This is a genomic window from Mycolicibacterium sp. CBM1 (assembly GCF_054073305.1).
In genome coordinates this window covers 70,021-87,111 of record NZ_JBSXPP010000019.1, presented here as the reverse complement: position 1 = coordinate 87,111, position 17,091 = coordinate 70,021, and the positions used below count along the sequence as shown (strand labels likewise).

Genomic DNA, 17,091 nt, shown 5'->3' with positions numbered 1-17,091 from the left:
TGCTATCCCGTTGAATGTCCGCGCTGCCACAAGACCACCTGGGCCGGCTGCGGCGAACACGTCGCAGAAGTCCAACGCTCCGTGCCCGCCAATCAGTGGTGCACGTGTGCGGCCTCCCAGCCGACGCCTCGCTGAACACCGCTGGGCCACAGAGTCATTCGGCGACCGACAAGGCGCGCAGGAATACCGGAAGAAAGGGGCGGGGATTCGCCGCCCCGCCGCGCCGGTACGGCGCGCTGTCGCGCGAAGCCGCATACCATTCCGGGCGGCTGACCACCGACAGGTCCAGCCGATGCCCACAGAGTGCGGCAAGCGTATGTAGGAGCAGGGTTCCGGTGCGGCCGTTGCCCTCGCGAAACGGATGCACCTGGTTGTAGTCGGCGTACCATCCGGCGAACTCGTATGCCAGGCGGGCGCTGTCACCAGGTTCCACAGTCGCCGGAATTGCCCTGGCCCGCTGCTCCAGTCCGGCAACCGCGTCGGCGAGGTCGACCTGCCGGGCGAACACGGTGTCGCCGCGCCGCAGTTCGGTGATTCGCAGCCGTCCGGCCCAGCAGTAGACGTCGGCGAAGACGTGCTGGTGCAGCGCGCAGATGTCGAGATCCTCGGTACCGAGCCGGTCCGCGATCAGGTGCCGATGCCATTGGGCGGTACGGCCAGCCGTCGCGACGAACTCCAACTCGGCCAGCACCTCGGGAGATTCGGTGCCGAAGTTGTTGCGCAACATGGCCGTACCCGGGATCAGATACGGGCGTCGGCGGCGAAACGTACGGCGTGGTCGTTGTGGCGCGGGGTGGCGAGCGCGGTGTTCGACGAGGTAGTCGGCGAAGGCCCGCCGCCCCGAGATCACCTCGGCCAGGGTCGCCAGATGATGGTCGGTGGGCCGCCATCCCTCCAGTCGTTGTGCCGCCAGGGTCTGCTCCAGGCCGTGGCGCAGGGCGGGGGGAAGTCGGTCGACGGAGTCCATCCGGCGGGGTCTATCGCGGTATCGAAGACAGGAAGTGCAGCTTGCGCCGGACCCCGTTGACCTCGCGCGCCGCCGTTCGCACTAGGGCGCGCGCCTGCGGCGCCAGCTGTGACATCGAGACGATATCGTCGACTTTTTCACCGGCCAGCCACCGCGCCGACCGCCGCTGCCAGCGAATCCGGGACAGCGCCACGTAGGAGTCCCGCAGGCTCGCCGCGTCGTCGGCGTCGATGACCGAGGCCGCCGCCGCATCGTCGAGCCGCTCCAGGGTGGTCAACGCCGCCGATCCGGCCGACAATGCGCCCCAGCGCGCGATCTTCACGATCGGGTCGATCACAGCGGCCTTGAGGTCGGCGCGGTCGGCCTGCATGGCGAAGATCCGCAGCCGAGACGGGACCGAGGCGCGCACCCAGGTGGCGTCCTGCAGCATCGCCTTGCGCGCTCCCGGATGGCGCCCAGCGGCGTCAATCACATGCGGGCGGAGCCGCTCCCGGCGTTCGGTCGCGGTGACACTCCAGGCGTCCGCCACCAGGCCCAGCATCACCACGCCACGGTCCAGCTCCGGCTGCGCCGCCCAGCGCTCAACACCTTCGACCCAGCTCGCATCGCGCCGACAGAACCGCGGGCGGCTGCCCAGCACACCGTTGTCGTCGAGTTGCATGCCGCAGGACTCCAGCAGTGCGTGCACCTCCGCGGCCAAGGCCAACGCCCGAGTCTTGCCCGCGTCGTCGGTGTCGTCGGTAAGGGAGACCAGCGTCTCGACGTCGGAGCCGGGCACGGCCTCCCCACGCCCGCCGCTGCCGGAGACGAACCAGGTCCACCGGGGCTGCGGTCCGTCGCCCGCCGCTGCGACCAGGCGCGCGGCTGTCGCCACCGTGCTGCGGATCGCTTCCGACCAGCAGGCCGCCAGGGTCTGCGTGGGCATATGCCGGGACAGGCCGGCGGCGACAGCCTGCTGTGCTTGCTGCACCGCGGAACGCAGCGTGGCGTCGTCACCGGCGGCATCGATGTCCGCCACGGTCGCCATCAGGCTCCGGCTGGACTCCGAGTCAGCGGGCATGACGTCGATTCTCGCCTGCCCGGCCTCACACCGCGCGACCTTGGGGTGGTCACGCAGATGTGATGAGCAGGAAACAGCGCCGACAAACGCCTGCCCTAATTTCTGTCACACGACAGTTATTAGCTCCGGGTCAGCGCTGATCCGGCCGACCCGACCATAGGAGCACACCCGCATGACCGCCAGCTTCGATCCGGCGATCTCCTCCCAGGAGGACGCCGACACCCTTTCCGAACTGGGTTACACCCAGGAACTGCACCGGGGCATCGGCGGCTACGCCGCGTTCGCCTCGGGCTTCTCGTTCGTCTCGATTCTGACCACGGTGTTCGCTTTCTTCCCGCTGGGCTTCGCCCTCGGCGGGCCGGCGTTCTTCTTCACCTGGCCAATCGTCTTCGTCTGCCAGTTCTGCGTCTGCCTGGTCTTCGCCGAGTTGTCCGGCAAGTTCCCCGTCGCCGGGGCGATCTACCAATGGTCGCGGCGGCTCGCCGGCAACGCCGTCGGCTGGTTCGCCGGCTGGTTCATGCTGATCGGCTACATCGTCAGCATTGCCGCGCTGGCCATCGCCATGCAGACCGTGCTGCCGCCGATCTGGAGCGGCTTCCAGCTGGTCGGAACCGAGATCGATCCGCTGTCTGTGGACGGTGCCACCAACGGGATCATCCTGGGTTCCATCACGATCGTGCTGTGCACCATCATCAGCGCCGCCGGAGTGCGGTTCATGGCCCGCATCACCGTCACCGGCGTCACGATCGAGATCGTCGGCGTGGTGCTGATCATCGCGGCGATGTTCTTCACCGCCGAGCGCAACCCTGCCAAGGCCGTGCTGGACACCGGCGGCCACGGTAGCAGCGTGCACTACCTGCCCGCCTTCCTGGCCTCGATGCTGATGGCCGCCTACGTGATGTACGGATTCGACAGTGCCGCAGAGCTTTCCGAGGAGACCAAGGATCCGCGCCGCACCGCCCCGAAGGCGATCGTCAACGCGCTGCTGGTGTCCTTCGTCGGCGGCGGACTGATGATCCTTGCCGCGTTGATGTCGGCCCCCTCCCTGGGTGACGATCTGGCAACCGGCGGTATGGCTTGGGTGATCGAGAGCCAACTCGACACCTGGCTGGGCAAGACACTGCTGGCCCTGGTCGCGGTGGCGATGTTCTCGGCCACGCTGGCGATCCAGGCTTCGGCGTCGCGGGTGATGTTCTCCATGGCCCGCGACAACCGACTGCCGTTCGGCAAGAGCCTCGCCAAGGTCAACAAACGCACCGGCACCCCGGTGATCACCGGTATCGCGGTGAGCCTGCTGGCGATCCTGGTGCTGTTGGTCAACCTGGGTCAGTCCAGTGTGTTCGCCGCGATCGCCTCAGTGTCGGTGGTGATCGTGTACCTGGCCTACCTGATGGTGACCGTGCCCGCGTTGATCCACCGGCTGCGTGGCACCAGCCTGTCTTACGGACCGCCGGTGATGGACCTGGGCCGCTGGGGCATCCCGGTGAACCTGGTCGCCGTGGTGATGGGCGGACTGCTGGTGGTCAACATCGGCTGGCCGCGCCAGGAGGTCTACAACCCGGCGGGTGACTCGGTGGTGCTGCAGTACTTCGCGCTGATCTTCACCGCGGCAACCCTGGTCGTCGGCTACGCCGCTTACCGGGTGGTCAAGGATCGCGAGGGGGCGCCGGATCCGGTCGACGCGCTGGTCGGCAAGACGAAGTAGCGGCAAACGGGAGGTAGGCGCTTAGAGCGTGCGGTTTGGTACGCCGGCGGCGTGTCGCGTACCAAACCGCGCACTCGACATTCAGGCGAACGGGCTGTCGCCGGCGGCGACCCGCTCCCCCAGCGCGATCAGCCGGCTAGCCGAATCATGCAGCCGCACACCGGCTTCCCGGTGGGCTCGCCCGGCCAGGTACGTCGATTAGGTGCCCTCGATGACGATCGCCAGCTTGAAGCAGGCCATCGCGACATGATGCCTGGCTCGGCGTCCGGCGGACGGTGCCCGTCAAGCCAGGTCGCGAGCCGACCGACGTCGAGCGCGGCCGGGTCGTAGCGTTCATGGGAGTAACTGTCCAGCAGCGCCAGGAAGCTCGGAACCTGGCGGGCCAGAAACGATCCAGGGCGCTGCCACTCCTGCAACGGCCGGCCCTGCCACTCGGCGCGACTCAGCCCCGCCAGGGCCGCGGCGTAGTTCAAGCCGGCCCGGTGCCGGCAAGTGTCTGCAGCACCGCGATCTCGCGCTGCATGGTCCGGTTGCTGTTGGCTCGCGGGTGCGGCGGTGGACGGCGCAACACCAGCGGACACCCGTTGAGCCGCAGCCGGATGACGACGTTTTGGGTGCCGCCGGCAAGCGGTTCGACGTCGGTGACCGTCGAGCCGATGCCCTGTCGACTCGCCCAGGCCGACAGGGCCGCCACGGCCACCTCGTCCAGCGTTCCCGGGGTCACGGCGGTATGGCTCCGAGTGCCGGTCACCGCTCAGCAGATCCTTGGAAGTTGTTCGCCCAGTTCGCGTTCGATCACCCGGGTGGTGCCGAACGCGGTTCGTCCGACCACCATGCCCGGATGTTCGGCGACGACCCGGCCGATAATGACGGCATCGGCTCCCTCGGGCCGCAATCGCATGGCCGCCAGCACGGCCTCGCTGTGCGCAGGGTCGACGAACGCCACCAGCTTGCCTTCGTTGGCCACTTGCAGCGGATCCAGACCCAGGAAGCTGCAGGCCGACGACACCGTCTCGGGTACGGGAATCAGATGCTCGTCGAGTTCGACGCCGACCCCAGCCGTGCGCGCGATCTCGACCGTCGAGGCCACCAGGCCACCGCGAGTGGGATCGCGCAACGTGTGTACCGCGTTGGGATCGCCGACTGCCGCCAGCATTGCGGCCACCAGCCGGTGCAGCGCTGCGCTGTCGGTGGTCACCGTGGTGCCGAAGTCGATGCCTTCGCGCACGCTCATGATCGCGACACCGTGTTCGCCGATGTTGCCGGAGACGATCACGTGGTCACCGGGGCGGGCCTGCTCGGGTCCGATCCGGACCCCTTCGGGCACCACGCCGACGCCGGCGGTGTTGATGAAAAGCCCGTCCGCGCTGCCCTTCCCGACGACCTTGGTGTCACCGGTGACAACGCCGACGCCGGCATGCGCGGCGGCCCGGCCCATCGTCTGGGCAATAGCACCGAGGACCTCCATCTCCAGGCCCTCCTCGATGATGAAGCCGGCCGTGAGTCCCAGCGGCTGGGCGCCGCTGCAGGCGAGGTCGTTGATGGTGCCGTTGACGGCGAGGTCACCGATGTTGCCGCCGGGGAAGAACAACGGGTTGACCACGTAGGAGTCGGTGGTCAGGGCGATGCGCCCACCGGGGACGGTCAACAGTGCCGAATCGCGGGCCGGTCCGCCCGCCGATCCGAACGCCGGCAGGAACAAGTTCTCGATGAGCTCCTCGGAGAGCAGGCCGCCACCGCCGTGGCCCAGCAGGACGCGGCTGGTCTCGCGCAGCGGCAGCGGGCACACCCAGTCCGACGGATCGATGGACGTGACGGGTGTGGGGCCCAATTCCCGGGTCGCTTCGCTCCGGCCCTCCGGATCAGACATTCGCCGCCGTCTCAAGCCGACGGAACTGGTAGTACGCCGCGCACGCGCCTTCACTGGAAACCATGGTGGCGCCCAGTGGGGTCCGTGGCGTGCAGGTGGTGCCGAATGCCGGACACTGGTTGGGTTTGATCAGCCCCTGCAGCACCTCACCGGCGTGGCATTGCGCCGACTCCTGCACCTGTAGGTGTCCCACCCCGAACTTGCGCTCGGCGTCGAATGCGGCGTAGCGCGGCGACAGCGTCCAACCCGACTCCGGGATCATGCCGATGCCGCGCCACTGCCGGTCGGTCACGGTGAAGACGTCGGCCAACACCTGCTGGGCCACTACGTTACCGGTGTCGCTGACCGCGCGCGGGTAAGCGTTGCGCAGCTCGGCCGTTCCGGACTCGAGCAGGTCCACCACCTGGCGGACACCTTCGAGCAGGTCGAGCGGCTCGAAGCCCGTAACGACGATCGGGACACCGAAATGTTCGACGAGCGGGCCGTATTCGGCGGTTCCCATCACCGAGCACACGTGGCCGGCTGCCAGGAAACCCTGCACCCGATTGGTCGGCGAGCTCAGGATCGCCGTCATCGCCGGCGGAACCAGCACGTGGGAGACGAGCACCGAGAAGTTGACCAGGCCCAGCCGTTGGGCGTGCAGCACCGCCATCGCGTTGGCCGGTGCGGTGGTCTCGAACCCGACACCGAAGAACACCACCTGCTTGTCGGGGTTCTCGGCAGCCACCCGGGTGGCGTCCAGCGGCGAATACACGATCCGCACGTCACCGCCGCGGGCCCGCACGCTGAACAGGTCGCGGTGGCTGCCCGGAACGCGCAGCATGTCGCCGAACGAGCAGAAGATGACGTCCTCGCGGGCGGCGATCTCCAGCGCGCGGTCGATCATCTCCAGCGGGGTGACGCACACCGGGCAGCCGGGGCCGTGGATGAATTCGACGGCGCCGTCAAGTAGCTGATCAATGCCATTGCGGATGATCGAGTGTGTTTGGCCGCCACACACTTCCATGATCGTCCATGGCCTGGTCGCCCGGCGGCGGATGGCGTCCACCAGCGACTTGGCGGCAGCCGGGTCGCGAAACTCGTCGAGGTACTTCATGCCGGTTCCCGCCTGGTCTGCCCGTCGGAGCCGGCGAGTTCCTCCTCGAGGATGCCGAGCTCTTCGAACATCTTGAGCGTCTCGTTGGCCGACGCTTCGTCGAGCCGGGTGATGGCGAAACCCGCATGGACGATGGTGTATTCGCCGATCTCCATGTCCGGCAGGTAGGCTAGGCACACGGTCTTGGTGGTGCCGCCGAAGTCGACGGTCGACATCCGGGTCCCCGCCTCCTCCCAGATCTCGATCACCTTGCCGGGGATTCCGAGGCACATATGCCGTTCCTTTCCGATACAGCCGACGGTTGCTCGTCGAGGAGCAGCGCGGCGGCGATGGCGGCCTGGCCGAGCGCCAGGCCGCCGTCGTTGCAGGGCACCACGCGGTGCGTGAGGACCTCGAATCCGCGCTCGGTGAGCGCATCGCGAAGTCCTTGCAGCAGAATCCGATTGGCGAACACGCCGCCGGTCAGCCCGACGGTGCGAATTCCGGCTGCGCGGGCGCAGGCGGTGGCGGCCGTCGCGCTGGCGCGCACCACCGCCGCATGAAAGCCGGCGGCCAGGTCAGCGACCGGGATCGCGCGGCGCAGTCCGTCGACCAGACCGGCGATCATCGGCGCCGGGTCCAGCAGCCCGTCGGCGACGGCGAAGTCCAGCGCGACCGGACGCCCGGTGCGGGCAAGATGTTCGAGTTCGACGGCGGCCTGGCCTTCGTAGCTGACCTGCTGGCAGACGCCGAGCAGGCTGGCGACGGCGTCAAAGAGCCGACCCATGCTGGTGGTGGGCACGCAGCCCGCTCCGCGCGGGATCTGCTGGCCCAGGATGTGCAGGGCGGTCGCATCGAGAGCGGCGACCGGTGGAAGGTCGGGGCTCCAGGCGATCCCCGCGCGGGTCAGCAGGTCCAAGGCGATACGGGCCGGCTGGCGCACCGCGCCGTCACCGCCGGGCAGCGCGAAGGGGCGAAGGTGCCCGACGCGGGTGAATCGGGCCGGATCGGTGATGGCCAACAGCTCACCGCCCCAGATGGTGCCGTCGGTGCCGTAGCCGGTGCCGTCGTAGGTGATCGCGACGACCGGTGTGCCCAGGCGTCGATGCTCGGCGAGCAGTGCCACCGCGTGGGCGTGGTGATGCTGGACGGCGAGGACGGGACGGCCGCCGGCATACCGCCGCGCCCAACTGGTGGTGGCGTAACCGGGGTGCAGATCGCGGGCGATGACACCGGGGCGGCGCTCGGTCATGAACGCCAGATGCTCCAGTGCGGCCTCGAAGCAGACCTGGGTGCGGGGATCGGCCATGTCACCCAGGTGCGCCGACAGATGGGTGTGGCCGACGCCGTTATTCCCGCCGCCCATGAGGGCGAAGGTGGTCTTCAGGTCTCCCCCGGTGGCGAGGATGACGGTGTCGGTGCTCAGCCCGGTCACCGTCACCGGCAGCGGTGCGTAGCCGCGCGAGCGGCGCAGCGGCAGCGGACTGCCCTGGTCATCGATGGTGACGACGGAGTCCTCGCAGGGCACCCCGATGGGCCGGTCGTGGGTGAGCACGACGTCGGCCAACCCGTCGATCCAGCCCAGGTCCTCGTCGCGGAACACAATCGGTGAGCCGCCCTGGTTGGCCGAGGTCATCACCAGCGGAACAGGCTCAGATGTCGCCGGCCAACCGGCTCCGGCCCGCAGCCGGTCGAAGAGCTGGTGGTGCGCCGGGGAGTAGGCCAGCATCACCCCGAGGTCCCCCAGTCCGGGCGCCACCGCGTCGGCAACTCGGTCGCTCCGCCTCGGGGCCAGCACGATCGGGGCTGCCGGGGCGGTCAGCGCGGCGGCCACCGCGTCGTCGACCACCACGATGGTCCCGGCGGCCGCGAGGTCGGCGACCATCACCGCGAACGGTTTGGCCGGCCGGTCCTTGCGCCGGCGCAACTCCGCGACGACGGCGCTGTCATCGGCCCGGCAAGCCAGATGGAAGCCGCCGATGCCCTTGATCGCGACGATCTGTCCCGCCAGCAGCGCGGCCGCGGCCGCGCCGATCGGGTCGTCGTACTGCTGCGCCGCCGTATCGCCGAGTCGAGGTCGCCACATCAACCGCGGCCCGCAGTCCGGGCAGGCGACGGTCTGCGCGTGGTACCGGCGATCGAGCGGGTCGTGGTACTCCGCGGCGCACTCCGGGCACATCGGAAATCCGGCCATGGTGGTAGCCGGCCGGTCGTAGGGCAGGTCGGTGATCACGGTGTAGCGCGGACCGCAGTTGGTGCAGGTGATGAACGCATGGCCATGGCGGCGGTCGGCCGGGTCGCGCATCTCGCGCAGACAGTCTGCGCACACCGCGATGTCGGGCGGTACCAGCGTGCGCGACTGGTCGCCGCTGCGACTGGCGGTGATCCGAAAAGTCTTGTCCCCGTTCGATGTGACCCGCTGACTGCGAACGGTGTCGATGCGCGCCATCGGCGGCGGCCGGTGCCGGATGGCCGCGATCGCGGATTCGACCGCCACGGTGGGGCCCTCCAGCTCGCAGTGCACCGACCCGGCATCGTTGTACACGAAGCCACCGAGGCCGAACTCGGCGGCGATCCGGGCGACCGCCGGGCGGAATCCGACACCCTGCACCACACCGGTGATGTGCAGGCGCACGCGCACGTTCACGGGACCACCCCGCCTCAGCCCACCGGGCGCGGGGGTACAACAGTGTTCATGCTGTTCATGGCGCGCTCATGACCCTCCTGAGCAGAGACGGCCACCCGCGTCGGGGGCTGTCCGCGCCGGTAGGTGGCCACCACGCTAGTCCCGAGCCGCTATGACCACAATCACAAAATGGCGCCGAAAGTCTGCGTTTTTGCGTCCACAATGCTCTGGGCGCCCCGAGTGGGGCGTTGTAGGGTGCATGCCTGCACGATCCGGACGCGCATCAGCAGAAAGGCTACGGGCCGACTGTGCACGAACTGTCGCTGTGCCACGCCATCGCCGGGGTGGTCAAGCCGTACGCGGCGGGCCGGCGCGTCGACGTGGTCCGGGTCCAGGTCGGAGCACTGCGTCAGGTGGTCCCCGAGTCGCTGTCGTTCTGTTGGGGCCTCGTCCGCGAGAACGAGAGCATGCCGGAAGCCGAGCTGGAGCTGGAGCTGGTCGCCGCCGAAGTGAAGTGCCGCGGCTGTGGTCAGCAGTCCGAGATCACCTCACGCTGGTCGGTGTGCTGCCCACAGTGCGAGAGCGCCGACGTCGAGGTTGTGCACGGCAACGAGTTCATGGTCACCTCGCTGGACGTGACCTGAGCGGAAGTGAAAGGTAGTCACCATGGGTCGGTTTCACCGCCACGACGACGGCACCGCGCACAGCCACGACCACGACCACGACCACGACCACGACCACAGCCATGACCACGGCGACCACAGCGGCTATGCCACCGGCCCGCAGCGCATCGACGTGCTGGAGGCGATCTTCGCCGAGAACGACACCCGGGCCGACATCAATCGGGCCGCCTTCGAGGCCAACGGAATTCGGGCACTGAACCTGATGAGCTCCCCGGGATCGGGCAAGACGACGGTACTGGGCGCCACCCTCGACGAGCTCGCCGGCGACATCGCGGTGGGAGTGATCGAAGGTGATATCGCCACCGATCTCGATGCCGCCAAGCTCGGTGGCCGTGGCGCCCAGATCTCGTTGCTCAACACCAACAACGGCTTCGGTGGCGAGTGCCACCTGGATGCGCCGATGGTCAACCGTGCACTGCAGGGTCTCGACTTGCCTTCGCTGGACCTGGTGATCATCGAAAACGTCGGAAACCTGGTGTGCCCAGCCGAATTCGACGTCGGCGAGCACGCCAAGGTGATGGTCTATTCCGTGACCGAAGGCGAGGACAAGCCGTTGAAGTATCCGGTGATGTTCCGTTCGGTCGATGTCGTGTTGCTGAACAAGATCGATCTGGTACCGCACCTAGACGCCGAGGTCGACACCTATGTCGCGCGCGTGCGGGAGGTGAACCCGGCGGCGCTGATCCTGCCGATGAGCGCCCGCACCGGCGAGGGTATGACGGCGTGGTTCGACTGGTTGCGCGCCTTCGCCGCGGCGGCGACGACCGCATCCTGACGTCTTCGGGTCACGGTGTGTGGAACCGCACCCCCAACACGCAGACATCGTCGTTGCGCGGTGGCGGCGCCAGGGTCTGCGTCACCTGGCGGCAGGCGGCGGGCAGGGATTCGCCGCCGCCCCACTGCGCAACGAGGGCCTGCACCCGCGCCATTCCGACTTCGATGTCCTGCCCGCGCCGCTCGACGAGGCCGTCGGTGTACATGACAACGATGTCACCGGCAGCTATGCCGATTTCCGCCTCGGTGTAGAACGCGTCGTCGATCGGGCCCAGGACGGGTCCGTGCGCACCGGACAGCCGGGTGACTTCGCCGGTGGCGCATCGTCGCAGCAGCGGCGGTGGGTGTCCGGCGGAGGCGTAGGCCAGGGTCGCCGACGCCGGGTCGAGCACCGCCACCCCCATGGTCGCGAACTTCCCGTTGCTGGCGAACCGGGTGAAGGTGTTGAGTTCGATCAGCAGCGCAGCCGGCGACAACCCTTGCAGAGCCAGCGCCCGCCCCGCGCTGCGCAGTTGGGCCATGTCCTCGACCGCTGGAAGGCCGTGCCCGACAACGTCGCCCACGGCGAAGTACATCCGGCCGTGCGGTAGTGCCAACGCGTCATACCAGTCGCCGCCGAGGCCCTGGGCGACATCGGCGGGCTCGTAGCTGACCCCGACGTCCACCCCGTCGATCGGCGCCGGGCTGCTCGGCAGCACAGCGGCCTGCAGTACCGCGGCGCGGGCATGTTCGTCGGCGTACACCCTGGCACGTACCAGCGCCTGGCCGATCATCGTGGCGACGGCAGAGGTGTAGGCCAGCTGCGCGGTGTCCAACGGCTGCGGTTCACTCCAGGCCAGCACGACCACGCCGATAGGGGCGCCGCCGGCCGTCAGTGGCCAGCTCAACACCGACGCGCCGCCGCTAGCGACCATCCAGCCAGCCGTCTCCGGGTAACGGCGCCGGTAGTCCTCGACGGTACGGACGGCTACCGGGTTGCCGGTGCGGACCGCGTCGGTGGCCGCGGTGGACTCGTTCATCCCCACCCCTGCAGCGAAGCGCTCGACGACCGAATCGGGGTAGCCACCCATCGCCACCCACTCCAGACGGGTGCGGTCGGCGGTCAGCAGTCCGACAATCACCGTATGAGCGCCGGCGTCGTTGATCACCTGTCCCACCACAGCCTCGCCGATCTGGCTCTGGGTGAACGCACCGGAGAGCAGTTGGCCGAGGTTGGCCAGGGTCTCCAGCCGCGCCCGCTCGCGCCGTTCCGCCTTGTGCCGCCTCACGGCGACCACCCGGCCCGCCGCTTCCTGCGCCGTCAACATCGCCACCAGCACCACGACGGCGATGAACGCCTGGGTGACCCCCAACCGACCAGCGGGCGGTAGGTTCAGGCCCGCGAACGGTCCATGGCCGGCGGCGGTCATCACATTGGCGGTGACCGCCAGCACCGCTCCCGACAGCGACGCGCCGATGACGTCCAGGCGCAGGGCCGCCCACGCCATCACCGGCAGTAGCAGCAGACTCGGCGGTATGCCGATCCAGAACGCCAGCACCGACAGCACCGCGGTGGCGACGAGCATCGACGCCGCCTCGATGCGGCGCGCACGCAGGATCCCGGACTGCAAGGGCCACAGCAGGATCGGCGCACCGATCACCAGGACTCCCACCCCGTCACCGGCCCACCAGTGCAGCACGGCGGTGGGCCACCAGGCCCCACTGCGGGCCGCGATGACCGTCCCGCCGATCAGACCGCCCGCCACCGGGCCCAGCACTACAGCCCCGGCCACAAAACGCGCCAGGTCCACCCGCCTACGCAGGTCCGGTGGCCCCTTGCACCATGCCCGTACCACTCCCGCTCCGAGCAGCGGCTCTGCGACGTTGGCCGTCGCGTAGCCGGCCGCCGTCGCCAGCCCGGCCCCGTACCGCAGGTCCACGGCCAGCTCGGTGACCACCACCGCGGTGGCGATCGCCGGCCACAGCGATCTTCGGCTCAGCAGCATGGCGGCCACCGTCACGCCGGCCGGCGGGAAGAGGGCCGGGCTGATCCCGGCGCCGAAGCTGTCCCACGCCAGCGCCGCGCCGGCCAGATAAGCCACCGTGACCAGGCCGAACAACAGCGCAGCGGGACGGATCAGCGTGCGCCGATCGGACACGTTCACGCGGGTCGACCAGCCAGCCCGCGATTCATCCGACCCAAGCGCACCTCATGAGCGTAATCATCGCTGGGCAAAAATCCGACTCGGACCGGCCGATCGGTGGACACCCACCCGGTTGCCGCCCACCGCTCTATATTGATTCCGTTGCAGCCGTAGCTATTTCAATCATAGGCGCGCACCACCGAAGCTTGCGTTGCGTTCATTTCCCTCAAGTTATTCGCCCGCAGAGCTAATTGCGGTGCGGCGGCGGGCGAAGAAGTCGACCGCTTCCCGGATCGAGTCGCGAACATCGCGTGGTTGCCAGCCGAGTTCGCGGACGGCCTTGCTGTGCTCCATCGGCGCCATGATGTGCATGAGCCGAACCGTCGTAGGGTTCAGGGGCAGATCGCGACGGGCCAGTGCGCCGGCGATGCCGCCGATCACCCCTGCGGCGCGCATCACGGGCACCGGGATGCCCCAGCGGGGGCCCCGCCGGCCCGCGACGCGGGCCGCCGTGTCGTAGAGCTCCTGGTAGGACAGGTAACGCTCGGAGACGATATAGCGCTCTCCGACGCGGCCGTGGTCGGCGGCGAGCACCAGGGCGCGGGCGGCGTCGTCGATCCCGACCACTTCGGCGGACATCCGCCGCATATAGAACGGCAGCTTGCCCGCGGCCGCCGCCGCGACCAGCGCGCCGTGCGGTGTGGGTTGCCAATCCCCCGCTCCGTAGGTGTTGGACACGCACAGCGCCACCCCAGGCAGTCCCTTGTCGCGGCTGTAGTCCAATACCAGCTTCTCGGCCGCCACTCGGGACTGGATGTACCCACCGGCCTTGCGACCCCAGTCGAAGGGGGTGTCCTCGTTGACCGTTCCGCCGGTGCCCAGCCCGATGGTGCCTATCGTCGAGGTGAACACGAAGCGCCGCAGATTCGCATTCACCGCGGCGTCGAGGACGTGGCGCAGCCCCTCGACGTTGGTGCGGTATAGCGGCGCCGGGTCGCGCAGCTGGGCGCGGGTGTCGACCACGCAATAGAAGACCACGTCACAGCCGTCCATCGCCTCGGCGAGGGTGGCATCGTCGAAGATGTCGCCGTAGTGGCGTGCCACCGGCAGGCCGTCGATGCCGCGCGTCGAACTGCTGCGGCGGACCATGACCCGCACCGTGTCGCCACGGTCGACGAGCTGACGGGTCACATGCGAGCCGAGGAATCCGCTCGCGCCGAGGACCAGTTTGTCGGTGCCAGCCATCGCCGCAGCATGCCCGAGCACGTCACAGAAGACAAGATTGGCAATCTGTTCACAGCAACTTTTCGGGTGAAGTCACTATTGTCGGCCCACAGAGTCCGCACGACGAGGGAGCTCGAGGCCATGTCCCTGAACGCCACCACGCGGCCTATTGCTCGCCCGACCCCGACGACCACCGTCAGCAGGATCCAGCGCGCGACCTCGGCGCTGCTCGGCGCATTGGGCATCGCAGTGCTTGCCGTCCTGGTCGCCGCCGTGATCACGGTGTCGCACGAATCCTCACGGCAGGGCGAGCACGCCGCACCCGCGGCTGCTGCGACGCCGTCGGCGACGGCGAGCACCACCGCGGCAGCACCGACACTGGGGCAGACAAAGGCCATGACACCGCCGCCGCCGTCGTCGTGGAGCGCAACGGCGACGGCCTCAACCTTGACGACGCCGCCGGCACCCCCGGGCCGGGCGGCGCAGCGTCCGGAACCCAGTGTCCGGCAGCGACTTCACGACATGTTCCCGCACCTCGTCCCGGCGCAGTAGCACGAGGCGGGCCGCCGCTCAGTTCTTGTGTGCGGTCACCACGAGGTACTCCCACGAGCTGGCCCGATTCGGTGCCGCCGAGTGCGGCCAGATCGGCGTCGAGGGCCGCGACCGTGGCCGAGCCGTCGGCGGATCTGTCGACAGCCAGCTCGCCGCGCCCGGTGACCAGCGCACGGCCATGAGCCAGCAGTTCCGGGCACAGGTCGCTGGCCACGACCCGCGCCCCTGCCTCGGCGGCCGCGCACTGCGCACCCAACGCATGCTCGAGGTCGACCAAGTTCCGGCATCGGCACTCGAAGCGGTCGCACTCGCCGGCTACCACCACGCCCAGAACAACCCCCGGGCCGTCGCCTATGGCCGCCCGCTGGACCACGACCGGTACCAGCACAGCCGGTTGATATCCGAACCACTTCGGCTGTTCGACTGCTCGCGCGAGAACGACGGCGCCGCAGCGATTCTCGTCGTCCCCGCCGAGCGTGCCGGCGACTATCGCGGTGAACCCGCCTACATCCTGTCCGGTGTTCAGGGTGCGTCGTCCGGCTGGTCGGAGTCAGTGGAGAACGAAGATCGCTACACCAGCGCGGGATTCCATCCTGCCCTGGTGGCACGGTTGTGGCAGGGTGCCGCGGTTGGACCGCGCGAGGTCGATGTCGCCCAGGTGTATGAGAACTTCACCGGCCCGGCGGTGGCAGCGATGATCGACCACGGCCTGTGCCCGCCCGGGCCGGCCGCCGCCGACTTCATGACTGTCGAGAATCTGACCGTCGAGAACGGCGACCTGCCGATCAACACGGCCGGAGGCAATATCGCCGAAGGATTCGTCCACGGGATCGGCCTGGTCGCCGAGGCCGTGCGCCAGATTCGTGGTGGATCGGCCAATCCGGTCGCCGGCGCCGAAGTCTCCCTACTGATCGGCGGCCCCATGGCACCATTGGTCAGCTCCACCCTATTCGGCTCAACAGCCACCATCTGATCACAACCAGCACGTACGGAGGAGGACGATGGTCGCTTCAGTGGCCTCGGCATTGCGGTGGTGGGCCCGAACCGAAGGTGACCGGGACGCCCTGGTGGTCGGTGAGGACAAACTGACCTATCGCCAGTTGCACGACTGGACAAGCCGTCTGGCGCGCAAGCTGGCCGACGACGGCATCAAGCCCGGCGACCGCATCGGCTTGTTGGCACCCAATTCGTTGCGCTGGCCCGTCGCCGCGCTGGCAATCATGAAGAGTGGCGGGGTGCTGGTCCCCCTCAATTCCAGGCTCAAACCGGCCGAGATCCGCAAGATCGCCGACGACGCCGACATCAGCGCCGTCATCGCGGCACCCAGCCATCTGAGCCTGGCCGACGATGCACGTGCCAGTGGCCGCGAGTTCGTGGTGTGGGGCTTCGACAGGATCACGGCGTGCCAAGTCGGCGAGCCCGATGACTTCGTCGTCGAACCCGACGGCCAGGACCCGATCGCGGTGATCTTCACCAGCGGCTCGACCGGGCTGTCCAAAGGCGTGATCTTGACCAGCCAGACCCTGATGGGCATCGTCCTGGAGAACACCCTGACCGAGGAAGGTTTCCGGCCCGGGACCGTGACGCTGCTGGTGCTGCCGCTCGCTTTCACACCGGGACTCGTCTATGGCGTGCTGATCACAACCGTCCTCGGCGGGACGCTGATCGTAGAGCCGGAGCTGAACCCCGGCCGGGCGGTGCGGTTGATCGAACGACACTCGGTGCGAGCGTTGTTCGGGGTGCCATTGATCTTCCAGGCGCTCTCCAACACCGCGGAGTTCGCCGATGCCGACCTCAGTTCGCTGCAGACCGCCATCGTCGGAGGAGCGGCAGTCCCCTCTGACCTCCTGCGGCGCTGGGCCGACAAGGGCGTGCTACTGCGCCAGATCTACGGCATGACCGAAGCAGGTGGTGTGGCGACGGCGACGGTGAAGGCCGAGGCCCTCGAACACCCCGATTCATGCGGCGCCGGTTCAATTTTCACCGAAGTACGGGTGATGACCGACGACGGCTCGATGGCGCCACCCGGACAGCCGGGCGAGCTGGTGGTCCGGGGCCCCGGCGTAACGCCCGGCTACTGGAACGACACTCAGACCACCGCCACGGCCATCCGCGACGGCTGGCTGCACAGCGGCGACCTGGGTGTCAGCGACGAACACGGCCGCGCCCGATCCACGCTTCGGTGAGACGCCGGCCGCGATCATCTGCGTGACGCCGGGGTCCGGGTTGACCGAATCGGCGGTGGTCGAGCACTGCGAGAAGGTGTTGTCCGACTACAAGGTTCCGCGCTACGTGGTGCTGCGTTACGATCCGCTGCCCCGACTGCCCAGCGGGAAGCTCGACAAGAACGCCGTCCGAACCGAATACCGCGACATCACCGGACGTTTCGAGAAGGTGCGGTAGCCACAGCAAAGCGCCCGGCCGGCATCGAG

The 17,091-nt window shown here is 68.6% G+C and carries 13 protein-coding genes and 2 pseudogenes; 6 read left to right on the top strand and 9 right to left on the bottom strand.

Annotated features, from left to right (window positions below; all coding sequences use genetic code 11):
* Nucleotides 1-154: 154 nt before the first annotated feature.
* Together ACXDF8_RS22360 and ACXDF8_RS22355 are read right to left on the bottom strand one after the other, a co-directional pair.
* Nucleotides 155-967, bottom strand: a complete 813-nt coding sequence (locus tag ACXDF8_RS22360; protein WP_457225465.1) for a Fic/DOC family protein — start codon at nucleotides 965-967, stop codon at nucleotides 155-157.
* Nucleotides 968-977: 10 nt separating this feature from the next.
* Nucleotides 978-2,027 carry a putative nucleotidyltransferase substrate binding domain-containing protein gene (locus tag ACXDF8_RS22355; RefSeq protein WP_457225464.1) on the bottom strand — a complete coding sequence of 350 codons (1,050 nt, stop codon included), beginning with the start codon at nucleotides 2,025-2,027 and terminating at the stop codon, nucleotides 978-980.
* Nucleotides 2,028-2,199: 172 nt separating this feature from the next.
* Between ACXDF8_RS22355 and ACXDF8_RS22350 the strand changes: the two genes are divergently transcribed.
* On the top strand, nucleotides 2,200-3,732 hold the full coding sequence (locus tag ACXDF8_RS22350) for an amino acid permease (protein WP_457225463.1): 1,533 nt from the start codon (nucleotides 2,200-2,202) through the stop codon (nucleotides 3,730-3,732).
* An 81-nt stretch (nucleotides 3,733-3,813) separates the two neighbouring features.
* Here the strand turns inward: ACXDF8_RS22350 and ACXDF8_RS22345 are convergent.
* From ACXDF8_RS22345 to hypF, 5 genes and pseudogenes are all read right to left on the bottom strand, one after another.
* Nucleotides 3,814-4,456: pseudogene (locus ACXDF8_RS22345) on the bottom strand (hypothetical protein).
* A gap of 30 nt (nucleotides 4,457-4,486) precedes the next feature.
* Entirely contained in the window at nucleotides 4,487-5,602 is a 1,116-nt protein-coding gene (hypE, locus tag ACXDF8_RS22340; protein WP_457225462.1) for a hydrogenase expression/formation protein HypE, read from the bottom strand.
* Nucleotides 5,595-6,698, bottom strand: a complete 1,104-nt coding sequence (hypD, locus tag ACXDF8_RS22335) for a hydrogenase formation protein HypD (protein WP_457225461.1) — start codon at nucleotides 6,696-6,698, stop codon at nucleotides 5,595-5,597. Before hypD ends, hypE begins: the two co-directional genes overlap by 8 nt.
* Nucleotides 6,695-6,970, bottom strand: a complete 276-nt coding sequence (locus tag ACXDF8_RS22330) for a HypC/HybG/HupF family hydrogenase formation chaperone (protein WP_457225460.1) — start codon at nucleotides 6,968-6,970, stop codon at nucleotides 6,695-6,697. The genes hypD and ACXDF8_RS22330 overlap by 4 nt, the downstream gene beginning before the upstream one ends.
* A complete protein-coding gene (gene hypF, locus ACXDF8_RS22325; protein WP_457225459.1) occupies nucleotides 6,943-9,324 on the bottom strand; it encodes a carbamoyltransferase HypF in 2,382 nt (793 codons plus the stop codon). Before hypF ends, ACXDF8_RS22330 begins: the two co-directional genes overlap by 28 nt.
* 287 nt (nucleotides 9,325-9,611) lie before the next feature.
* On the opposite strand from hypF, the gene ACXDF8_RS22320 reads away from it, so the two are divergent.
* Nucleotides 9,612-9,947 (top strand): hydrogenase maturation nickel metallochaperone HypA, encoded by a 336-nt coding sequence (locus ACXDF8_RS22320; RefSeq protein ID WP_457225458.1) that lies wholly within the window; start codon nucleotides 9,612-9,614, stop codon nucleotides 9,945-9,947.
* A gap of 22 nt (nucleotides 9,948-9,969) precedes the next feature.
* Nucleotides 9,970-10,761, top strand: a complete 792-nt coding sequence (gene hypB, locus ACXDF8_RS22315) for a hydrogenase nickel incorporation protein HypB (protein WP_457225457.1) — start codon at nucleotides 9,970-9,972, stop codon at nucleotides 10,759-10,761.
* Between the two features lie 10 nt (nucleotides 10,762-10,771).
* Here the strand turns inward: hypB and ACXDF8_RS22310 are convergent, their stop codons facing one another.
* Nucleotides 10,772-12,904: a SpoIIE family protein phosphatase gene (locus ACXDF8_RS22310; protein WP_457225456.1), complete on the bottom strand. Its 2,133-nt coding sequence runs from the start codon at nucleotides 12,902-12,904 to the stop codon at nucleotides 10,772-10,774.
* A gap of 210 nt (nucleotides 12,905-13,114) precedes the next feature.
* Nucleotides 13,115-14,128, bottom strand: coding sequence for an NAD-dependent epimerase/dehydratase family protein (locus tag ACXDF8_RS22305; RefSeq protein ID WP_457225455.1), 1,014 nt, complete (start codon nucleotides 14,126-14,128; stop codon nucleotides 13,115-13,117).
* A gap of 120 nt (nucleotides 14,129-14,248) precedes the next feature.
* Here ACXDF8_RS22305 and ACXDF8_RS22300 point away from each other — a divergent pair, with 120 nt between their 5' ends.
* From ACXDF8_RS22300 to ACXDF8_RS22290, 3 genes and pseudogenes are all read left to right on the top strand, one after another.
* The gene (locus ACXDF8_RS22300; RefSeq protein WP_457225454.1) at nucleotides 14,249-14,659 is read left to right on the top strand and encodes a hypothetical protein; all 411 of its coding nucleotides are present in this window, start codon (nucleotides 14,249-14,251) and stop codon (nucleotides 14,657-14,659) included.
* Nucleotides 14,660-14,684: 25 nt separating this feature from the next.
* Nucleotides 14,685-15,632 (top strand): thiolase C-terminal domain-containing protein, encoded by a 948-nt coding sequence (locus ACXDF8_RS22295; RefSeq protein WP_457225453.1) that lies wholly within the window; start codon nucleotides 14,685-14,687, stop codon nucleotides 15,630-15,632.
* Nucleotides 15,633-15,660: 28 nt separating this feature from the next.
* Nucleotides 15,661-17,062: pseudogene (locus ACXDF8_RS22290) on the top strand (class I adenylate-forming enzyme family protein).
* The last annotated feature ends 29 nt before the right edge of the window (nucleotides 17,063-17,091 follow it).